Source organism: Amycolatopsis sp. NPDC098790, from assembly GCF_044759945.1.
In the GTDB taxonomy this organism is placed as follows: Bacteria; Actinomycetota; Actinomycetes; order Mycobacteriales; family Pseudonocardiaceae; genus Amycolatopsis.
In genome coordinates this window covers 85,226-105,745 of sequence record NZ_JBIWAI010000011.1, presented here as the reverse complement: position 1 = coordinate 105,745, position 20,520 = coordinate 85,226, and the positions used below count along the sequence as shown (strand labels likewise).

17 protein-coding genes are annotated in these 20,520 nt (G+C 71.6%); 13 read left to right on the top strand and 4 right to left on the bottom strand.

Annotation, left to right across the window (positions count from 1 at the left end):
* The first annotated feature begins 104 nt into the window (after nt 1-104).
* From ACIQWX_RS49100 to ACIQWX_RS49080, 5 genes are read left to right on the top strand one after another with little or no spacing between them, the layout of a single operon-like run.
* Nucleotides 105-1,076, top strand: coding sequence for a ParA family protein (locus ACIQWX_RS49100; RefSeq protein WP_400886845.1), 972 nt, complete (start codon nt 105-107; stop codon nt 1,074-1,076).
* The gene (locus tag ACIQWX_RS49095) at nt 1,073-1,480 is read left to right on the top strand and encodes a cobyrinic acid a,c-diamide synthase (RefSeq protein WP_400886844.1); all 408 of its coding nucleotides are present in this window, start codon (nt 1,073-1,075) and stop codon (nt 1,478-1,480) included. Before ACIQWX_RS49100 ends, ACIQWX_RS49095 begins: the two co-directional genes overlap by 4 nt.
* Entirely contained in the window at nt 1,480-2,376 is an 897-nt protein-coding gene (locus ACIQWX_RS49090) for a segregation and condensation protein A (protein ID WP_400886843.1), read from the top strand. Before ACIQWX_RS49095 ends, ACIQWX_RS49090 begins: the two co-directional genes overlap by 1 nt.
* Nucleotides 2,373-3,293 (top strand): SMC-Scp complex subunit ScpB, encoded by a 921-nt coding sequence (gene scpB / locus ACIQWX_RS49085; protein WP_400886841.1) that lies wholly within the window; start codon nt 2,373-2,375, stop codon nt 3,291-3,293. The genes ACIQWX_RS49090 and scpB overlap by 4 nt, the downstream gene beginning before the upstream one ends.
* On the top strand, nt 3,280-4,032 hold the full coding sequence (locus ACIQWX_RS49080; RefSeq protein WP_285479874.1) for a pseudouridine synthase: 753 nt from the start codon (nt 3,280-3,282) through the stop codon (nt 4,030-4,032). Before scpB ends, ACIQWX_RS49080 begins: the two co-directional genes overlap by 14 nt.
* Here ACIQWX_RS49080 and ACIQWX_RS49075 read toward each other — a convergent pair.
* Entirely contained in the window at nt 4,011-4,841 is an 831-nt protein-coding gene (locus tag ACIQWX_RS49075) for an SAM-dependent methyltransferase (protein ID WP_400886839.1), read from the bottom strand. The two genes, ACIQWX_RS49080 and ACIQWX_RS49075, sit on opposite strands and share 22 nt — an antisense overlap.
* A 67-nt stretch (nt 4,842-4,908) precedes the next feature.
* Here ACIQWX_RS49075 and ACIQWX_RS49070 point away from each other — a divergent pair, with 67 nt between their 5' ends.
* Nucleotides 4,909-6,750 carry a Xaa-Pro dipeptidyl-peptidase gene (locus tag ACIQWX_RS49070; protein ID WP_400886836.1) on the top strand — a complete coding sequence of 614 codons (1,842 nt, stop codon included), beginning with the start codon at nt 4,909-4,911 and terminating at the stop codon, nt 6,748-6,750.
* Here ACIQWX_RS49070 and ACIQWX_RS49065 read toward each other — a convergent pair.
* Genes ACIQWX_RS49065 through ACIQWX_RS49055 form a run of 3 tightly spaced genes read right to left on the bottom strand, consistent with a single transcriptional unit; the run spans nt 6,747 to nt 8,835 of the window.
* Nucleotides 6,747-7,940: a cation:proton antiporter gene (locus tag ACIQWX_RS49065; protein ID WP_400886834.1), complete on the bottom strand. Its 1,194-nt coding sequence runs from the start codon at nt 7,938-7,940 to the stop codon at nt 6,747-6,749. The two genes, ACIQWX_RS49070 and ACIQWX_RS49065, sit on opposite strands and share 4 nt — an antisense overlap.
* A 7-nt stretch (nt 7,941-7,947) precedes the next feature.
* The gene (locus ACIQWX_RS49060) at nt 7,948-8,430 is read right to left on the bottom strand and encodes a TrkA C-terminal domain-containing protein (RefSeq protein WP_364464715.1); all 483 of its coding nucleotides are present in this window, start codon (nt 8,428-8,430) and stop codon (nt 7,948-7,950) included.
* Nucleotides 8,431-8,466: 36 nt separating this feature from the next.
* On the bottom strand, nt 8,467-8,835 hold the full coding sequence (locus ACIQWX_RS49055; protein WP_400886832.1) for a DUF4267 domain-containing protein: 369 nt from the start codon (nt 8,833-8,835) through the stop codon (nt 8,467-8,469).
* Between the two features lie 112 nt (nt 8,836-8,947).
* Between ACIQWX_RS49055 and ACIQWX_RS49050 the strand changes: the two genes are divergently transcribed.
* From ACIQWX_RS49050 to ACIQWX_RS49020, 7 genes are all read left to right on the top strand, one after another.
* Nucleotides 8,948-9,493 carry a TetR/AcrR family transcriptional regulator gene (locus tag ACIQWX_RS49050; RefSeq protein ID WP_400886884.1) on the top strand — a complete coding sequence of 182 codons (546 nt, stop codon included), beginning with the start codon at nt 8,948-8,950 and terminating at the stop codon, nt 9,491-9,493.
* 90 nt (nt 9,494-9,583) lie between these two features.
* Entirely contained in the window at nt 9,584-10,288 is a 705-nt protein-coding gene (gene cmk, locus ACIQWX_RS49045) for a (d)CMP kinase (RefSeq protein ID WP_400886882.1), read from the top strand.
* Nucleotides 10,285-10,944: a lysophospholipid acyltransferase family protein gene (locus ACIQWX_RS49040; RefSeq protein WP_400886830.1), complete on the top strand. Its 660-nt coding sequence runs from the start codon at nt 10,285-10,287 to the stop codon at nt 10,942-10,944. Before cmk ends, ACIQWX_RS49040 begins: the two co-directional genes overlap by 4 nt.
* Before the next feature lie 16 nt (nt 10,945-10,960).
* Entirely contained in the window at nt 10,961-12,460 is a 1,500-nt protein-coding gene (gene der, locus ACIQWX_RS49035; RefSeq protein WP_400886828.1) for a ribosome biogenesis GTPase Der, read from the top strand.
* 209 nt (nt 12,461-12,669) lie between these two features.
* Entirely contained in the window at nt 12,670-16,554 is a 3,885-nt protein-coding gene (locus ACIQWX_RS49030) for a Pls/PosA family non-ribosomal peptide synthetase (protein ID WP_400886826.1), read from the top strand.
* A gap of 90 nt (nt 16,555-16,644) precedes the next feature.
* Complete coding sequence (locus tag ACIQWX_RS49025; protein WP_400886823.1) at nt 16,645-18,066, top strand: M1 family metallopeptidase; 1,422 nt, start codon at nt 16,645-16,647, stop codon at nt 18,064-18,066.
* Between the two features lie 130 nt (nt 18,067-18,196).
* Nucleotides 18,197-20,503, top strand: a complete 2,307-nt coding sequence (locus ACIQWX_RS49020) for a glycosyl hydrolase family 95 catalytic domain-containing protein (protein ID WP_400886820.1) — start codon at nt 18,197-18,199, stop codon at nt 20,501-20,503.
* The last annotated feature ends 17 nt before the right edge of the window (nt 20,504-20,520 follow it).

Sequence of the window (20,520 nt, the reverse complement as noted above, 5' to 3'; positions counted from 1 at the left end):
CGGTCGAGTGACATTGCCCCGTCGAGTCCGGCGCGTTGCTTTGCCGGGGCTCCGGCTCCGCGCATAGGCTGCGTCGGACGCGACGAACAAGGAGTCTTCTCGCCATGTCGACACCGAACCAGCCGGCCGTACCGGCCGAGTCCGCCGGGTCGGCGGCGGCGAACCTCAACGACGTCAAGATCGCGACGCCGGAGATCCACGACGGCGACGAGCCGCAGGAGCGCAACGGCAAGAAGGTCAAGCTCGAAGGCATCGGGCCGACCGGCCGCCCGATCCGCGAGCACCCCGATCCGGCGCCGCTGGAGACCCACGGCCCGGCCAAGATCATGGCGATGTGCAACCAGAAGGGCGGCGTCGGCAAGACGACGTCGACCATCAACCTGGGTGCCGCGCTCGCCGAGTACGGCCGCAAGGTGCTGCTCGTCGACTTCGACCCGCAGGGCGCGCTCGCGGTCGGCCTCGGCATCCAGCCGCACGAACTGGACCACACGGTCTACAACGCCATCATGGAGCGGTCGGTCAGCGCCACCGACGTGTTGATGAAAACCCGCGTCGACGGCGTTGACCTGCTGCCGAGCAACATCGACCTGTCCGCGGCGGAGGTCCAGCTCGTCGCTGAGGTAGGGCGCGAGCACACGTTGTTACGGGTCCTGCGTCCGGTCATGAACGACTACGACTATGTTCTTGTCGACTGCCAGCCCTCACTCGGCTTGCTCACGGTGAACGCGCTGACCGCCGCGGACGGCGTGATCATCCCGCTCGAGTGCGAGTTCTTCAGTCTCCGAGGCGTCGCGCTCCTGATCGACACGATCGAGAAGGTGCAGGAACGCCTCAACCCCAAACTGGACATAGTCGGGATTCTCGCCACCATGTACGACCCGAGAACCCTGCACTCGAAGGAGGTCATGGCTCGCGTGGTGGAGGCATTCGGCGAGACCGTGTTCGACACGGTCATCAACCGCACCGTGCGGTTCCCCGAGACGACGGTCGCGGGTGAGCCGATCACGACCTGGGCGCCCAAGTCGGCCGGCGCGGCGGCGTACCGCCAGCTGGCCCGCGAGGTGATCGCTCGGTGAGCAGGCGCGCCTCCCTGCCCGGAGCGTCGGAACTCTTCCGCATCACCTCCAACCCCGCCCTCGATCTCCCTCCCCAGGCCCCGCCCGAGCCTCCCGCCGAGAAGCCCAAGCCTGCGAGCGACGGCCGCGCGGAACAGCTCTCCCGCAGCGCGGCCCCGCACGGCTCGGGCCGGACCAAGCACGACGCGAAGATCACCGTGTACGTCTCCGGCGACGAGCTCGTCGCGATGGAGCAGGCCCGGCTGACGCTGCGCGCGAAGCACGACCTGGTCGTCGACCGCGGCCGGCTGGTCCGCGAGGCGGTCGCCGTGCTGCTGGCCGACTTCGACCAGAACGGCGAAGAATCGGTGCTGGTGCAGCGGCTGCGGGTGGTCGGCTCAGACGGCGGCGAAACCGAGGGCTGATGGACGAGCCGGCACCGGCTCCGGAGGTCCCCGAAGAGCACCAGACGGTGCACGGCGGGATGATCCCCGAAGGCGTCAACACCGAAGAGCTGAGCACGTCGAAGTTCAAGGTGCGGCTGGCCAACTTCGAGGGACCGTTCGACCTGCTGCTGCAGCTGATCTCGCAGCACCAGCTCGACGTCACCGAGGTCGCGCTGCACCGGGTCACCGACGACTTCATCGCGTACACGCGGGCGCTGGGCACCGACTGGAACCTCGACGAGACGACGGAGTTCCTGGTCATCGCGGCGACGCTCCTGGACCTGAAGGCAGCGCGGCTGTTGCCCGCGGCCGAAGTCGAGAGCGAAGACGACCTGGCGCTGTTGGAGGCCCGCGACCTGTTGTTCGCGCGCGTGCTGCAGTACCGCGCGTACAAGCAGGTGGCGGCGCTGTTCGGCGAGCTGGAGCAGGGTGCGCTGCGGCGCTACCCGCGGTCGGTGGCGCTGGAGGAGCGGTTCATCGGGTTGCTGCCCGAGGTGATGCTGGGCGTGACGCCGCAGAAGTTCGCGGAGATCGCGGTGGCGGTGTTCCGGCCGAAGCCGCCGCCGACGGTGTCGATCGCCCACATCCACATGGGCCGCGTGTCGGTCCGCGAGCACGCGGCGCTGCTGCGGGTGAAACTGGCTGCCCGTGGGCAGGCCACGTTCGGCGAGCTGGTCGACGACTGCGAGCACACGGTCGAGATCGTGGCGAGGTTCCTGGCGCTGCTGGAGCTCTACCGCGAGGCGACGGTCCAGTTCGAGCAGACGGAGGCGCTGGCGGAGCTGCACGTCCGCTGGACGGGCGGCTCGATGGCGGACGCCTCCGCGGCGGCCGAGCTGGACCGGTCCGCCGGAGACGAAGAGGAGTACGGGTGAGCCCCGAAGACGAGACGCCGGAGCCGGTTCCGGAGGCCGCCGAGGCGGAGCTTTCACGTGAAAGCTCCGCACCCGCGGAGCCCGAGCCCGAAGCCGAGGCGGCACTTTCACGTGAAAGTGCCGCGCCGGCCGAGTCTGAAGCCGCGGCCGAGATGGTGCTGGAGGAGGCGCTGTCCGGCGAGCCGGTCACCGAGGAAGGTGAGCCGGAGGAGCCGCTGCCCGCGCCGGTGCCGCCCGAGCCCGAGCCCGAGGCGGAGCTTTCACGTGAAAGCTCCGCGCCCGCGGAGTCCGAAGCCGCGGCCGCCGCGCTCGATGCCGACGATCCCGAATCCGACCTCGTCGCCACCGGGGACATCAGCCTGCTGCCCGACGTCACCTCCGACGAGGCCCTCGAAGCCGCGCTCGAAGCGCTTCTCCTCGTCGTCGACTCGCCGGCCAGCGAGGAACTCCTCGCCGACACCCTCGAACAACCCAAGGCGCGGATCGTCGTCGCCTTGCGCACCATGGCGCAGAAGCTCACCGACCGGACCTCCGGGATCGACCTGCGGCGCGTCGGGGAAGGGTGGCGGTTCTACACTAGGGACGTCCATGCCCCGTTCGTGGAGAAGCTCCTGCTGGACGGCCAGCGGTCGAAGCTGACCCGGGCCGCGCTGGAGAGCCTCGCCGTGATCGCGTACCGGCAGCCGGTGACCCGCGCCAGGGTCGCCGCGGTGCGGGGCGTGAACGTGGACGGCGTGATCCGGACGCTGCTCGCGCGCGGCCTCATCGAAGAGATGGGGACCGACCCCGAGACGACCGGCACGCTGTACGTGACGACCGAGCTGTTCCTGGAGCGACTGGGGCTGTCGTCACTGAACGACCTGCCCCCGATCGCTCCGCTGCTACCCGAAGTGGACACCATCGATGACATCCAGTGAACACCCCGACGGCATCCGCCTGCAGAAGGTGCTGTCGCAGGCCGGGGTCGCCTCCCGGCGTGCGGCGGAGGACCTGATCGCGGCCGGCCGGGTCGAGGTGGACGGCGAGGTCGTCACCGAGCTGGGCCGCCGCGTCCACCCCGACGAGGCGATCATCCACGTCGACGGCACCCGCGTGAACCTGCGCGACGACCTGATCTACCTCGCCCTGAACAAGCCCAAGGGCGTGCACTCGACCATGTCGGACGACCGCGGCCGCCCGTGCGTCGGCGACTACCTCGCCGGCCGCTACGAGGAGACGCCTGGCGTCGTGCACGTCGGACGGCTCGACGAGAACACCGAGGGCCTGCTGCTGCTCACCAACGACGGCGACCTCGGTCACCGGCTGATGCACCCGTCCTACCGGGTGCTCAAGACCTACCTCGCCGAGGTGGACGGCCTGGTGCCGCGCGGGCTGGGCAAGGAACTGCGCAACGGCTGGGAGCTGCCGGACGGCATCATCAAGGTCGACCAGTTCCGGGTCAAGGACATGCACTCCGGCAAGTCGCTGGTGGAGCTGGTCATCCACGAGGGCAAGAAGCACATCGTGCGCCGCCTGCTCAAGGACACCGGCCACCCGGTGCTCAAGCTGGTCCGCACCGCGGTCGGCGACGTCCAGCTCGGCAACCAGCGCGTCGGCTCGATCCGGCGGCTCACGAAGGGTGAGGTCGGGGCGCTCTACCGGAACGTGGAGCTCTGACGCACGGCCGTCACGAATCCGTCGAGTGTCTCGTCGCCCGGACGGTCGTACTCCACGGCCAGCTCGGCGTGGGACACGACGGTGGGGGCCCAGCCGTGGCCGCGCAGCCACTCCGGTGCCCCGCCGCCGAGACCGCCCTGCCACAGCCGGGTGACGCGCTCGGCACCCGGGGTGGCCTTGGCGCGGGCGAGCAGGCCGTCCCGCGTTTCGGCCGACCGGTGTTCGAACGACACCCGGCTGCCCGGCGCCGACAGCTCGGTCACGGTCGAAAGCAGCTTTCCGGCGTCTTCGCGGGACAGGTAGACCAGCAGGCCCTCGGCGAGCCACGCCGTCGGGACGCCCGGGTCGAACCCGGCCGCCCGCAGCGCGGCCGCCCAGTCGCCGCGCAGGTCGGCCGGGACCACCACGCGCTCGCACGACGGCACGGCGTCCTGGCGGGCGAGCACCTCGTCCTTGAACGCGAGGACCTCGGGCAGGTCGAGCTCGAACAGTCGCACGCCCGGCGGCCAGCCGAGCCGGAACGCGCGGGCGTCGAGGCCCGCGGCCAGCACCACGACCTGCGCGCACCCGGCGGCCAGCAGGTAGTCGTCGTAGAACCGGGTGCGGATCGCCACCTGCCGGGCGAAGAGCGCGCCGAGGCCACCCTGCGGGGTCTCGCCCGGCGCGACGGGCAGCAGAGAGCTCCCGGCGGCGTGGAACGCCGCTGCGTACGGGTCGTCGAACAGCCGGTCCGGTCGGCGGCTTTCGTACGCGCGCAGCGCGGCGACCCCGACGGCGGTGACGCTCACGGCGGGCAGCGACTCGGTCATGATCTCCAACGTACGCCCGACTTTCCGCCGTGGTGGACGCCCGCGCCGGCTCGCTAGCGTGACGGGCATGCGACTCGGGGTGGTGTGCGGGGTCCTGGCGGTGCTCCTGTCCGGTGCGGTGGCCCCGGCGGCCGCGGCTCCCGCGGCGAGCGAACCGGTCTACGACTACGCGAAGGCGATCCGCGAAACCGTCTGGGTCGACATCGGCCACGACGGCGACGGCGACGGCCGCTCCGACCGCGTCGCCGCCGACATCGTGCGGCCGAGCGAGGCGACTTCGCGCGTGCCGGTGATCATGGACGCCAGCCCGTACTACTCGTGCTGCGGGCGCGGCAACGAGAGCGAGCTGAAGTCGTACGACAGCGCCGGGAAGCCGGTGAAGTTCCCGCTGTTCTACGACAACTACTTCGTGCCGCGCGGGTACGCCGTGGTGCTCGTCGATCTGGCCGGGACGAACCGCTCGGCCGGCTGCGCGGACGTCGGCGGCGGCTCCGACGTCGACTCGGCGCGCAAGGTCGTCGACTGGCTGAACGGCCGCGCCACCGGCTACAGCGCCAAGACCGGCGGCAGCGCGGTGACGGCGGGCTGGAGCACCGGGAACGTCGGGATGATCGGCAAGTCCTACGACGGCACGATCGCCAACGGCGTCGCGGCGACGGGCGTCGCCGGGCTGAAGACGATCGTGCCGATCTCGGCGATCAGCTCCTGGTACGACTACTACCGCTCCGACGGCGCGACGTTCGGCTTCAACCCGGCGGGCCTCGCGCAGACCGTCGAGGCGCGCAACAGCGGGCAGAACTGCTCGGCGCAGAACCAGGTCCTCACCACCGGCGCCACGGCCAACGGCGACTACGGGCCGCTGTGGGCCGACCGGGACTACGTGAAGAACGCGGGCAACGTGCGGGCGAGCGTGCTGCTTTCGCACGGCGTCAACGACCTCAACGTCAAGACCATCCACTTCGGACAGTGGTGGGCCGGGCTGAAGGTCGAGAAGAAGATCTGGCTGGCGCAGACCGGGCACGTCGACCCGTTCGACTACCGGCGCTCCGACTGGGTGGACCTGCTGCACCGGTGGTTCGACCACTACCTGCTCGGCCTCGACAACGGCGTCCAGAACGGGCCGCAGGCGAGCGTCGAGCGGCAGCCGGACCAGTGGGTGGACCAGAGCGCGTACCCGGCGGCGAACGCGATCGCGACGACGTTGCGGCCTCGTGCGGGTGGCACGCTCGGCACTTCGCCGGCGTCCGGGACGGCGTCGTTCACCGACAACCCCAATCTGGGCGAGGACACCTGGGTGACGAACCCGGGCGGCGCGGCGCTGACGTACTCGACCGGGACGCTGGCGTCGGACCTGCAGGTTTCCGGGACGACGTCGCTGACCGTGACGGCGACGCCGAGCACGTCGTCGGCCCGGCTGTCGGCGCTGCTCGTGGACCTCGGCCCGGCGACGATCCGCAACTTCGCCGGCAGCGGCGAGGGGATCAAGACGGGGACTTCCGAAAGCTGCTGGGGCTCGTCGGCTTCGGGCGACGACGCTTGCTACCGGATCGCGTCGGCGGACGTGAAGAAGGTGAACTACACGATCCTCAGCCGGGGCTGGGCGGACTTGGCGAACTACGCGTCGCTGTCGCAGGAGCGGCCGCTGACCCCGGGCACGCCGTACACGATGACGTTCCGGCTGGCGTCGACCGACCACATCGTGCCGAAGGGGCACGCGCTGGCGCTGATCATCGGCGGGACGGACGGGAGCTTCATCCGCGGGCCGGCCCAGCCGGGCCGGGTGACGCTGGACCTGTCGCGGACGTCGGCATCGGTGCCGCTGGCGGGCGTGGTGCCCGCGGCGACGACCCACCCGACCCTCGCCGGCGGTGAGCACGTGCCGTCGGCGGGCCGGGCCGACCTGCGCTAGTTGGCCTCGGCCGGCGCGGTCCGGGTGGCCGACTTCCGTTGCACCGCACGGACGATCGGCTCCACCACCCGTGCCGCCGTCGGGCCGAGGATCGCCATCAGCAGCACGTACGCCGTGGCCAGCGCGGCCAGTTCGCCGTCCACCGCTCCCGCCGTCACCGCCAACCCCGCGATCACGATCGAGAACTCGCCTCGCGCCACCAACGCCGCTCCCGCGCGGGCCCGGCCCATCTTCCCGATGCCCTGCCTGCGCGCCGCCCACCAACCGGTGCCGACCTTCGTCAACGTCGTCACCACCGCCAGCACGATCGCCCAGCCGAGCACCGGGGGGATCGACGCCGGGTTCGTGTTGAGGCCGAACACCACGAAGAACACCGCCGCGAACAAGTCGCGCAACGGTTCCAGCAGGTGCGTCGCGTTCTCCGCCGTCGAACCCGAGATCGCGATGCCCAGCAGGAACGCGCCGACCGCCGCCGACACCTGCATCGCCGACGCCACCCCCGCCACCAGCAGCGCCGCGCCGAGGACCTTGAGCAGGAACACCTCGCGGTCGGGGCTGTCGACCGCCGCCGAGACGTAGCGGCCGAACTTCAGCGCGATCACCAGCACCACCGTGATCACCAGCAGCGAGATCCCGACGGCCTCCATGCCGCCGAGCAGCGACACCCCGCCCAGCACCGCCGTGAGGATCGGCAGGTAGAGCGCCATCACCAGGTCCTCGAACACGAGGATCGACAGCACCACCGGCGTCTCGCGGTTGCCGAGCCGGCCCAGGTCGCCGAGGACCTTCGCGACGATCCCGGACGACGAGATGTACGTGACGCCCGCCATCACCATCGCGCCGACCGGGCCCCAGCCCAGCAGCAGCGCCACCGCCGCGCCCGGGGCGGCGTTGAGGACGATGTCGAGCAGGCCCGCGATCCACGACCGGCGCAGCCCGGTGAACAGCTCGGCCGCCGAGTACTCGAGGCCCAGCAGCAACAGCAGGAGCACGACGCCGATTTCGCTGGCCAGGTGCGTGAAGCCGCCGATGTCGGTCAGCGGGATCAGCCCGCCGGAGCCGAAGCAGAGGCCGCCGAGCAGGTAGAGCGGGATGGGGGAGAGGCCGATCTTGCCGGCCAGGCGCCCGAGCGCGCCCAGCACGAAGAAGACCGCCCCCAGTTCGATCAGGGACAGCGCGGTGTGGTCCATCGTGGGATCAGCCGTACTTCAGGATCTTGGCGGCGGCTTCGAGGCCCTCGCTGGTGCCGACCGCGACGAGCAGGTCGCCGCCGGTGAGCGTGAAGTCGGGCGTGGGCGAGGGGTGCACCTGGCCTGCCCGCGCCACCGCGACCACCGAGACGCCGGTGCGGGTGCGCATCGCCGTGTCGCCGAGCGTCCGGCCGTCGAAGGGGCCGGACGGCTTGATCGGCAGCTGCCGGGTGCTGATCCCCGGCAGGTCCCGGTGCTCCTCCGTGAGCTGCGCGACCAGCTGCGGCGCGCCGAGCAGGTTGGCCAGCGTGCCCGCCTCGTCCGCGGTCAGCGGGATCGAGGCGGCGCAGGCGTCGGCGTCGTCCGCCTTGGACACGATGAGCTCGGTGTGGCCGTCCCGCTGGGTGACGACCCCGATGCGGCGGCCGGTCCGGGTGCTGAAGTCCTTGCGGACCCCGATGCCGGGCAGAGGAGTTACTTCGACGTTCACCCAACCACCGTAACCCACGTGTCCGATTCGCGACGTTCAGCCGAGCAGGAGCAGGCCCGCCGCGATGACCATCACGAGGGCGGTCAGACCGTGGACGCTGTAGGCGATGACCTTCTTCCCGCGGTGGCGCAGGACGATCAGCATGTCGAAGACGGGCCAGACGGCCGCGGCGAGGATGGCCCAGCCCAGCGCGTGCGGGTCGCCGTAGACCATCAGGGCCAGGGGGACCAGGCCGGCGCCGACGTCCCGGCCGCCCTTGACGTTGAGGAAGCTCTCGGCGTGTTCGGGGACGTCGGTGAAACCGAAGCCCGCGGCGATCTTCTTCGGCGCGAAGAGGTAGTTGAGACCGACGTAGATGATGCCGAGCGAGACGAGCCCGACGAGGACGTAACCGGCGACGAGCATGGTGTTCCCTCCAGTTTTCTAGCATCGCTAAGATTGCTAGCAACGCTAATCTAGCGACGCTAGTTTGTCTAGCGGTGCTAGCATGTGACGTATGACCCAGCGACAGCGGCGTGTGCGCGACCGGACCGAACGCGGGCAGCGGATCGTCACCGCGGCCCGGGAACTGGCCGAGGCGGAGGGCTGGGACGCCGTCACGACCCGGCGGCTGGCGGCGCTGATCGAGTACAGCCAGCCGGTGCTCTACAGCCACTTCCCCGGCGGCAAGGACGCGATCATGGCGGCGGCCGCGCTGGAGGGCTTCACCGAGCTGGCGGCGACGCTGGTGGCGGCCCGCCCCGGCGGCCTCGGCGGGGTGGCGGCGGCGTACGTGGCCTTCGCCGAGGTGAAACCGGGTCTCTACGACGCGATGTTCACGCACGCGTCGGAACTGCGGTTCGCCCGGGACGACACCCCGGACGTGATGAAGGCGTGCTTCGAGGAGCTCTACGCGGTCATCGAGCCGACGGCGAGCGAGCGGAACGCGGGCGCGTTGACCGAGGTGTTCTGGAGCACGCTGCACGGGTTGGTGACCCTGGACCGCGGCCATCGGCTGTCGCCCGTCCACCGTGACGAGCGCCTCGCGCTGGTGGTGGAGCGCTTCGGCGCGCGGGCCGACTGATCTCCCCCGCGGCCCGACCGGCAGAATGGGGGACGGCCCAGCCATGTCGAGAACGCGAGGAGAGTGCCGGTGACGGGAGCCCTACGTGGTGTGGTCGCGCTGGACGGCCCGTCGGGGACCGGGAAGACCACCGTCGCCCGCAAGCTCGCCCAGCGGCTCGGGGCCGGCTACCTCGACACCGGCGCCATGTACCGGATGGTCACCCTCGCCGTGCTGCGGGCCGGGGTCGACCCGGCCGACGCGGGCGCCGTCGCCCGGCTCGCCGACAGCGCCGACTTCGCCATCGGCACCAGCCCCGACCGGCCCGAGATCCGGCTGGCGGGCGAGGACGTCGCCGCCGACATCCGCGGGCCCGAGGTCACCAAGGCCGTCTCGCCCGTCTCCGCCGTCCCGCACGTGCGCGAGCTGCTGGTCGCCCGGCAGCGGGAGATCATCGACGACGTCGTCGGGCACCGCGGCGGCATCGTCGTCGAGGGCCGGGACATCGGCACGGTCGTCACGCCGGACTCGCCGCTGAAGGTCTTCCTCACCGCGTCCGCCGACGTCCGCGCGTCGCGCCGCAGCACCCAGGACACCGCCGCCGGCCGGAAGTCGTCGGTCGCCGACGCCCTCGCGAGCGTCGAGCGCCGCGACCACCTCGACTCGACCCGTGCCGCCTCGCCGCTGCGCGCGGCCGACGACGCCGTGCACGTCGACACCTCGGAGCTGTCGATCGACCAGGTGATCACCGCACTGGCCGAGCTGGCCAGCCACCGCGGCATCCTGGCCGATTGCAAAGAAGAAGTCGTTCGATGACCGCTGACGGACTCCCCGCGGGATCCGTCGGCGCACTCCACGACGCCGGGCGGATTTTCGCCCGGTACCATCTGCGGTCGGCCTTCCGCATCCGGGTGCACGGCCGCGAGCGCATGCCCGCCACCGGGCCGGTGCTGGTGATCGCCAACCACAGCTCCATGATCGAACCGCAGCTGATCTTCGGAATGCTTCCCCGGCGTTCGGCGTTCCTGGTCAAGGCGGAGATGTTCACCGGGATCGTCGGGAAGTTCTTCCTGGCGATCGGGCAGATCCCGCTCAAGCGCGGCGAGATCGACCGCAAACCGCTGCTGACCGCGGTCGGCGTGCTGAAGGACGGCGGTGTCGTGGGCATCTTCCCCGAGGGGACCCGCGGGGCGGGCGACGTCGGCGCGGCCGAACGCGGCGCGGCCTGGCTCGTCCGGGCCTCCGGCGCGACCGTGCTCCCGGTCGCGACGCGGGGCACGCGCAAACCCGCCGACGGCAAGCGGCGGTTCCGGCCACGGGTGGACATCCTCGTGGGCGAGCCGTTCACGCCGAAGGTCGGACCCGGGAAGACCGGGCTCGACCAGGGCACCGAAGAGCTCCGCGGCGAGCTCGCGGCGCTCGTGAAGACTTTGGACGATTGGCGTTCCGAAAACGGATTCGGCTCGCCATAAGGGAAATTGGGTTCTGATGGCAGTGTATGATTCCGCCTCCGCGGGAAAGAGTGCGTCGGCGGAGCTAGACAGCGTCGGCGAGATCGACGGCACCTGGTCCGACGAGACCGAGTTCGCCGCGCTCGACGCGCAGATCGAGGCGGCGGAAGCGGCCGAGGAGGCCGCCCTCGGGCAGCCGGTGCTCGCCGTCGTCGGCCGCCCGAACGTGGGCAAGTCGACGCTGGTCAACCGCATCCTCGGCCGCCGCGAAGCCGTCGTGCAGGACGTGCCGGGCGTGACCCGCGACCGCGTCGCCTACGACGCCTACTGGGGCGGGCGCAAGTTCACCCTGGTCGACACCGGGGGCTGGGAGCCGGACGCGACCGGCCTGCAGGCCTCGGTCGCCGCGCAGGCCGAGCTGGCCATGCAGACCGCGGACGCCGTGCTCCTGGTCATCGACGCCACGGTCGGCGCCACCGCCACCGACGAGGCCGTCTCGAAGGTCCTGCGCCGCTCCAAGAAGCCGGTGCTGCTGGCCGCGAACAAGGTCGACGACGACCGCCTGCTCGCCGACACCGCGTCGCTGTGGTCGCTCGGCCTCGGCGAGCCGCACCCGGTCAGCGCGCTGCACGGCCGCAGCTCCGGCGACCTGCTCGACGCCATCCTCAAGGCCCTGCCCGAGGCGCCGCGCGAAGGCGGAGCCGTCTCGAGCGGCCCGCGCCGCGTCGCGCTGGTCGGCAAGCCGAACGTCGGCAAGTCGAGCCTGCTCAACAAGCTCTCCGGCGAGGAGCGCTCGGTCGTCGACTCGGTCGCCGGCACCACCGTCGACCCGGTCGACTCGCTGGTCGAGCTGGACGGCGAGACCTGGCGGTTCGTCGACACGGCCGGCCTGCGCAAGCGCGTCAACTTCGCCGCCGGCGCCGAGTACTACGCCTCGCTGCGCACCAAGACCGCGATCGACGCGGCCGAGGTCGCGGTCGTGCTGCTGGACGCGGCCGAGCCGATCTCGGAGCAGGACCTGCGGGTGCTGACCATGGTCGTCGAGGCCGGACGCGCCTGCGTGCTCGTGTTCAACAAGTGGGACCTGGTCGACGAGGACCGCCGGCACGCGATGGTCCGCGAGCTCGAGCGCGGCCTGGTCCGCGTGCCGTGGGCGGAGAAGGTCAACGTCTCGGCGCTGACCGGCCGCTCGGTGCGCAAGATCGCCCCGGCGCTGCGGACGGCGCTGGCGTCGTGGGACAAGCGGGTGCCGACCGGCCAGCTCAACGCGTGGCTGTCCGACCTCATCGCGGCCACCCCGCCGCCGGTGCGCGGCGGCAAGCAGCCGAAGGTGCTGTTCGCGACGCAGGCCGGCATCCGGCCGCCGACGCTCGTGCTGTTCACCACCGGCTTCCTCGAGGCGGGTTACCGCCGGTTCATCGAGCGTAAGTTCCGCGAACAGTTCGGTTTCGCGGGCAGCCCCGTCCGGGTGAATGTGCGGGTTCGCGAAAAGAAGGCGAAACCGAAGATCGGCGGGAAGGCCGCCCGGACGCGGTGATTTCCCCCCGTGGCGGACCCGCGTGAGGTCCGACACTCCCTCGTGACCCTGTGGACATCTTTTCGTCATCCGCGGGTATGGTGAAAGGTCGTCGCGGGCGCCTCAACCAGGAGAGCGAGCCCGGTTGAGGCTCCCGGAAGGTGAGTGATGGGCTTGCGCGCCCATGGTTTGTCCCTGCACGTCTTCGGCACGGTCGAGGTGATCGGTCGATGACCGTCACGATCGAACCCGCGGAATCCGCCGCCGAGGTGACGCTCGCCCCGGTCGCCGACCGCGCGCTGTTCTGGTCCAGCCTCGGCGCGAGCGAGCGCACCCTGCTCGACGTCCTCGCCGCGACCGCCGAGCAGCACCCCACCGCCGCCGCGATCGACGACGGCACCACCACGCTGACCTACCGGCGGCTGCTCGAGGAGATCGACGCCTACGGCCGCCGCCTGCGCGGCTACGGCGTGGGCCTCGGCGACCGCGTCGGCATCCGGATCTCCTCCGGCACCGCCGAGCTGTACATCGCGATCCTCGCCACGCTGTCCGTCGGCGCCGCCTACGTGCCGGTCGACGCCGACGACCCGGACGAGCGCGCCGAACTGGTCTTCGAAGAGGCCCAGGTCGCGGCCGTCGCCACCGACGGCAAGATCGAGGTCCACAGCACCCCGGGCGGCCGTGACGGCGTCCCCGGCCCGGCCGACGACGCCTGGATCATCTTCACCTCCGGGTCCACCGGCAAGCCGAAGGGCGTCGCGGTCACGCACGCCTCCGCCGCCGCGTTCGTCGACGCCGAGGCCGAGCTGTTCCTCACCGACGAGCCGATCGGCCCCGGCGACCGCGTCCTGGCCGGCCTGAGCGTCGCCTTCGACGCCTCCTGCGAAGAGATGTGGCTGGCCTGGCGCCACGGCGCCTGCCTGGTCCCGGCACCGCGCGCGCTGGTCCGCACCGGTGTCGACCTCGGCCCGTGGCTGGTCGCGCAGCGCATCACCGTCGTCTCGACCGTGCCGACGCTGGCTGCGCTGTGGCCCGCCGACGCCCTCGAAGACGTCCGCCTGCTCATCTTCGGCGGCGAAGCGTGCCCGCCGGAGCTGGCCGAGCGCGTCGCCGTCGAAGGCCGCGAAGTCTGGAACACCTACGGCCCGACCGAGGCCACCGTCGTCGCCTGCGCCGCGCAGCTGACCGGCGAGGGCCCGGTCCGGATCGGCCTGCCCCTGTCCGGCTGGCAGCTCGCGGTCGTCAACGACGAGGGCGAGCCGGTCGCCATGGGCGAGACCGGCGAGCTGGTCATCGGCGGCGTCGGCCTGGCCCGCTACCTCGACGAGCAGAAGGACGCCGAGAAGTTCGCGGCGCTGCCGTCGCTGGGCTGGCAGCGCGCCTACCGCTCGGGTGACATGGTCCGCGCCGAAGAAGAGGGCCTGCTGTTCCTCGGCCGCCTCGACGAGCAGGTCAAGCTCGGCGGCCGCCGCATCGAGCTGGGCGAGGTCGACGCCGCGCTGCAGGCCCTGCCGGGTGTGCAGGGCGCGGCCGCCGCGATCCGCCGCACCAAGGCCGGCAACCAGGTCCTCGTCGGGTACGTCGTGCCGACGGGCGAGAGCTTCGACCACGACGAAGCCGCGACCCGGCTGCGCGAGCACCTGCCCGCCGCGCTGGTGCCGCTGCTGGCCGTCGTCGACGACCTGCCGACCCGCACGTCCGGCAAGGTCGACCGCGCCGCGCTTCCCTGGCCGCTGTCCACTGTGGACGCCGCCGGGCTGTCGCCGACCGAGACGTGGCTCGCCGAAGGCTGGGCCGAGATCCTCGGCGTGTCGGTCGACGACCCGAAGGCCGACTTCTTCACCCACGGCGGCGGCAGCCTCACGGCCGCGCAGGTCGTCGCGCGCATCCGCACCCGGCACCCGCAGGTGTCGGTCGCCGACATCTACGCCCACCCCAAGCTGGGTGCGCTGGCCGCGATGCTGGACGCGCTCGACGGGCAGGCCACCGAGCGCCGCGACATCGCGCCGACCCCGCGCCGCGCGGGAGTCGTCCAGACGCTGCTGACGGTCCCGCTGATGGGCCTGGTCGGACTCCGCTGGGCGACGCTCGCCGCCGCGCTGTCGAACGTCATGGCGCTGCTCGGGGTCGCCTGGGCGCCGACGCTGAGCTGGGCGTGGATCGGCCTGGCCTGGGTCGTGCTGTTCAGCCCGGCCGGGCGCATCGCGATCGCCGCAGGTGGCGCGCGCGTGCTGCTGTCGGGCGTGACTCCCGGCACGTACCCGCGTGGCGGCAGTGTCCACTTGCGACTGTGGACGGCCGAGAAGCTCGCCGAGTTCTCCGGCGCGGACAGCGTCGCCGGCGCGTCCTGGATGACGACGTACGCGAAGGCGCTCGGCGCGCGGATCGGCAAGGACGTCGACCTGCACTCGCCGCCGCCGGTCACCGGCTTCCTCAAGCTGGGCCGCGGTGCCGCGATCGAGCCCGAGGTCGACCTGACCGGCCACTGGGTCGACGGCGACGTCGTGCACATCGGCAAGGTCCGCGTCGGGGCGGAAGCCCGCGTCGGCGCGCGCAGCACGTTGTTCCCGGGTGTCCGCATCGGCAAGGGCGCGGAGATCGCGGCGGGCTCGACCGTCCGCGGCGCCGTCCCGGCCGGGCAGCGCTGGGCCGGTTCGCCCGCCGCCCGCGTCGCCAAGGACGAGCGCGACGCGCTGAAGTGGCCGTCGAGCCGCCCGCCGCGGTCGCACTTCTGGGCCGCCGTCTACGGCGCGACCTCCCTGGCGCTCGGCTTCATGCCCGGCGTGGCCGCGCTGGCCGGCGTCGCCGTGTTCGGCTACGCGATCGCCGGTGCGCCGACGCTGCTCGACGCGTTCACCCGCGCGCTGGTCTTCGTCCCGGCCGCGACGGCCGCGTACTTCCTCGCGTACATGCTGCTCGTGCTCGTCGGCGTCCGGTGCTTGAGCATCGGCATGGTCGAGGGCTACCACCCGGTGCACGGCCGCGTCGCGTGGCAGGTCTGGGCCACCGAACGGCTGATGAACATGGCCCGCGAAGGCCTGTTCCCGTTGTACGCCAGCCTGTTCACGCCGGTGTGGCTGCGGCTGCTCGGCGCGAAGGTCGGCCGCAACGTCGAGGCGTCGACGGTGCTGGCGCTGCCGAAGATGACCAAGGTCGACAGCGGCGCGTTCCTGGCCGACGACACCATGGTCGCCACCTACGAGCTCGGCCACGGCTGGCTGCACGTCGCCCCGGCCCGGATCGGCAAGCAGGCCTTCCTCGGCAACTCGGGGATGACCGCGCCCGGCCGTTCGGTGCCGAAGCGCGGACTCGTGGGTGTGTTGTCCTCGACGCCGCTGAAGGCGAAGAAGGGCTCGTCGTACCTCGGGATGCCGCCGCTGCCGGTCCGCCGCGCGATCGGCGAGGCCGACACCAGCCGCACCTACACCCCGGCGCTGCACCTCAAGGCGGCGCGGGCGCTGGTCGAGCTGTGCCGGATCATCCCGGTGATGTGCGGGGTCGCGCTGACCGTCTCGGTCGCCTTCGGGCTGCTGTGGGCCGCGTCGACGTTCGGCTTCGGCGTGGCGCTGCTGCTGGCCGGGCCCGCCCTGCTCGCCGCCGGCGTCGTCGCGGCGCTGACCGCGACCGCGATGAAGTGGCTGCTGGTCGGCAAGTTCCGCGAGATCGACCACCCGCTGTGGAGCTCGTTCGTCTGGCGCAACGAGCTGGCCGACACCTTCGTCGAGGCCCTTGCCGTGCCGTGGCTGATCGGCTCGGTGGGCGGTACCCCGCTGCTGAGCGCGTGGCTGCGCACGATGGGCGTCAAGATCGGCCGCGGCGTGTGGCTGGAGACGTACTGGCTGCCCGAGGCCGACCTCGTCGAACTCGGCGACGGCGCGACGATCAACCGCGGCTGCGTCGTGCAGACGCACCTGTTCCACGACCGGATCATGAGCATGTCGCGCGTGGCCCTCGGCGAGGGCGCGACGCTCGGCCCGCACGGGATCGTGCTGCCGGGCGCCGGCATCGGGGCGCGCACCACGGTCGGTCCGGGCTCGCTGGTGACCCGCGGCGACGAGGTGCCGGCCGACACGCGCTGGCTCGGCAACCCGATCTCCGCGTGGACGGGTAAGTAGAAGGTCACGAAGTACCCGCCTGGCTCGCCGGACTCACTCGTCCGTGCGAGCCTGGTTTGGTACGTCGGTACGAGGAAAGGTTCGGCACGGGTGATTTCGAAGGCTCCGGCTCCGGCTCCGGCACCCGGCGCGGATACTTCCGGTGATCCCTACCTCCCGGCCCACGGCAACGGCGGCTACCGCGTCCGGCACTACGAGCTGAACCTGGACTACAAGGTCGGGCCGAACCGGCTGTCGGCGTCCGCGGTGCTCACCGCCGAGGCGACGCAGGCGCTTTCCCGCGTCAGCCTGGACTTCGGCGAGTTCCGGGTCAACCGCGTGCTCGTCGACGGCAAGCCCGCGAAGTACCTCAAGCGCGGCGCGAAGCTGCACGTCCGGCCGGCGAGGTCGATCGCGCCGGGCGCGGTGTTCCTCGTCGAGGTGCACTACGTCGGCAACCCGCGTCCGGTGCGCAGCCGCTGGGGCGACGTCGGCTGGGACGAGCTGACCGACGGCGCGCTCGTCGCGAGCCAGCCGGTCGGCGCGCCGTCGTGGTTCCCGTGCAACGACCACCCGTCGGACAAGGCCACCTACCGCGTGACGCTGACGACGGCGTCGCCGTACCTGGTGGCCGTCACCGGCAACCTGGTCGAGCGGGTCATCGGCGGCAGCACCACGCGGTGGGTGTTCGAGCGGCCCGAGCCGACGGCGACATACCTGATGGGTGTCCAGATCGGCCGCTACGACGAACTGGAGCTGACCGGCCGCGGCTGGTTCCCGCACACCGGCGTCGGCACGCGCCGGTTCACGCTCGGCTTCGGCCGCGGGCACGTCGACTCGGTCCTGCAGACCGTGCCGCAGCGGGCCGCCGTGCCCCCGCGGCTGCGCCGGGCGTTCGAGCGCGACTTCGGCCGGCAGGGCCGGATGGTCGAGATGCTGCAGCGGCTGTTCGGGCCGTACCCGTTCGCCGAGTACGTCGTCGTCGTCACCGACGACGACCTCGACGACCCGATCGAGGCCCAGGGGATGGCGATCTTCGGCGCCAACCACGTCGACGGCCGCCGCACGTACGAGCGGCTGGTGGTGCACGAGCTGGCCCACCAGTGGTTCGGCAACAGCCTGACAGTCGCGGATTGGCGCCACATCTGGCTGAACGAGGGCTTCGCGACGTACGCGGAGTGGCTGTGGTCGGAGGAGTCAGGCGGCCAGTCGGCTTCGGCTTCGGCCCGCGGCTGGCACACCCGGATCAAGACCAGGCCGGCGGACGTCCGGATCGCGGACCCCGGGGTTTCGCGGATGTTCGACGAGCGCGTGTACAAGCGTGGCGGGCTGACGCTGCACGCGCTGCGGGCGGAGATCGGGGACCCGGCGTTCTTCGCGTTGCTGAAGGCGTGGACCTTGGATCACCGGCATGGACTGGTGACGACCGAGCAGTTCGTCGCGATGGCCGAGGCCTATGCGGCCCGGTCGCTGGACACGTTCTTCTCGCAGTGGCTCTTCACCCCGGCGCTGCCCCCGCTGCCCGGCGCCTGATCTCAGACATCGGATGTCTCTTCCGCTTTCCGGGTGAATCCTCCTGGCGTTTCGGGACGCTCTCTGCAAGTATGGCCGCACGCCGCCTGCTGATCTCGCCGAAACGTAGTATGAATTCGGAGGACGCTTCATGGATGCAGTGTCGCGGCGTGCGGTGCTTCGCTCTGCTTCGGTCACCCTGGGGGCCGCCGCGCTCGGAGGCCTCTGGGCGAGCGCCGCCCCGCCCGCGTTCGCTGTTGGTGGCGGCGACGGTGGGAACCCGCACCGGGACGTCGCCGCCGATGCGCGGATGGTCTGGAAGCGGCTCCCGAAGAACTGGCAGGAAGGTCCCTTCCTCGCCAACGGCTTCCTCGGCGCCCAGGTCTACGCCGGCAAGACCCCGGAAACCCTCAAGGTCATGCTGAGCCACACCCAGGTGCAGGACCAGCGCATTCAGTGGGAAGCCGGCATCGGGCTGTCCCGCCTGCCGATCGGCTACCTCACGCTCACCCTCGCCGGCGCGATCACCGCCGTCGACTGGACGCTCGACCTCTACAACGCCGAGCTCGGCGGCACCATCACCACCACCCGGGGCTCGGTCGCCTTCTCCGCCGTCGTGCACAACGACCTCGGCGTGCTGCTCTTCTCGCTGACCCCGAGCGCAGGCGAAAAGAACGCCGCCTGGGCGTTCCAGCCGCTGGAGTCCGCGACCACCCGGACCGTCCGCAAGCCGCCCGAGTACGTCGCCAACCCCGCTCCCGAGGTCGCCGACGGCCACTGCGCGCAGCCGATGCTCGCCGGCGGCGGCTACACGACCGCGTGGCGTGAACGCGCGATCGGCACGAAACGGCTGCTCGCCGCGACCGTCGCCTACAGCTTCCCCGGCACCACACACACCGCGGACGCCCTCGAGAGCGTCGAGAAAGCGCTTGCCGCCCGCCCGGACGCGCTGCTGGCCCGCCACCGCCGCTGGTGGAACGACTACCACCGCCGCAGCTTCGTTTCGGTGCCGGACAAGCAGGTCCAGCGGTTCTACTGGATCCAGCTGTACAAGATCGCCGCCGCCACCCGCGCGGACGGGCCGGTCGTGTCCGAGTGGGGGCCGTGGTTCCCCGAGGTCGGCAACAGCTGGACCGCCGTCTGGTGGAACCTCAACGTCCAGGTCACCTACCCGATCGTGAACAGCAGCAACCACCCCGAACTCGACGCCGTCACCGAGACCTTCCGGCGCGACCACGCCAACCTCGAGACGTCCGTGCCGCCCGCCTACCGCGACGGCGACACCTACGCGCTCTCGCACCCGGGGGACTGGCGGCTGCGGCCCGGCGGAACGCGCTCGGTCGGCGTCCCCGGGACGACGTCCAAGACGGACCAGACCGGAAACCTGCTGTGGGGCCTGCACAACGTCTGGCTCGCCTACCGCCACCACCTCGACCGGCGCGTCCTGCGTGACGTCCTGTACCCGACGCTGGCCAAGGCGCTCAACTTCTACCGCCACTTCCTGGTCACCGGCCCGGACGGGTTCCTGCACCTGCCGCTGACCCGCTCGCCGGAGTACGCCGACGCGCCCGACTGCACCTACGACCTGTCGCTGATCCGGTGGGCCGCCCGGACGCTCGTCGACACCGCGCGGATCCTGCGCCTCGACGAGCCGCGCGTGCCGATCTGGCGGGAGATCGGCGCGAAACTCGTGCCCTACCACGAAGATCCCGCGAACGGTGTGCTGATCGGCGACGGTGTCCCCTTGGCCGCGTCGCACCGGCACTTCTCGCACCTGCTTTGGCTCTACCCGCTGCGGGAGAAGGTCTGGGACCGGCCGGCCGACCGCGACCTCATGACGCGGACCTTCGACCACTGGGCCGCCGACCAGTCCGCTTGGCACGGCTACAGCTACGCGGCCGCGTCCTCGATGAAGTCCGCAATGGACTCACCGGAGGAAGCGTTGCGCTACCTGAAGTTCTTCCTCGACCGCAACGTCGTCGCCGACACCGAGCTGACCGCGAACACCGTGTACCGTGAGGGTTCCAACTTCGCCATCGAGAGCCCGATCACCGCTGCACAGTCCGTTGTGGACATGCTGATGCAGGGCTCCGGCGGCGTGCTCAAGGTCTTCCCCTCGGTGTCGCGGACCTGGCGGGATGCCTCGATCGCCGGGCTGCGCGCGGAAGGCGCGTTCCTCGTGGACGCCTCCCGTCGCGACGGCCGGACCGAATTCGTCCGCGTGCACAGCGAAGCCGGCGAGCCCCTGGTCCTCCAGCACGGCGTCCCCGGCGACGTCGACGTCCGCGAAGAGCATGGCCGCCGGCTGCCGTGGCGCCCGGCCGGACCCGGGCGGATCGCGATCGGGCTGCGTCGCGGCGGCACCGCAGTCGTCACGCCACGCGGTGCGCGCCCGGACTTCGCGCCCCGCGACGTCCCCGCTCTCGGCCCGGCACCGGCGTGGGGGCTGCCGGGCTGAAACCGCTTTCGACAAGG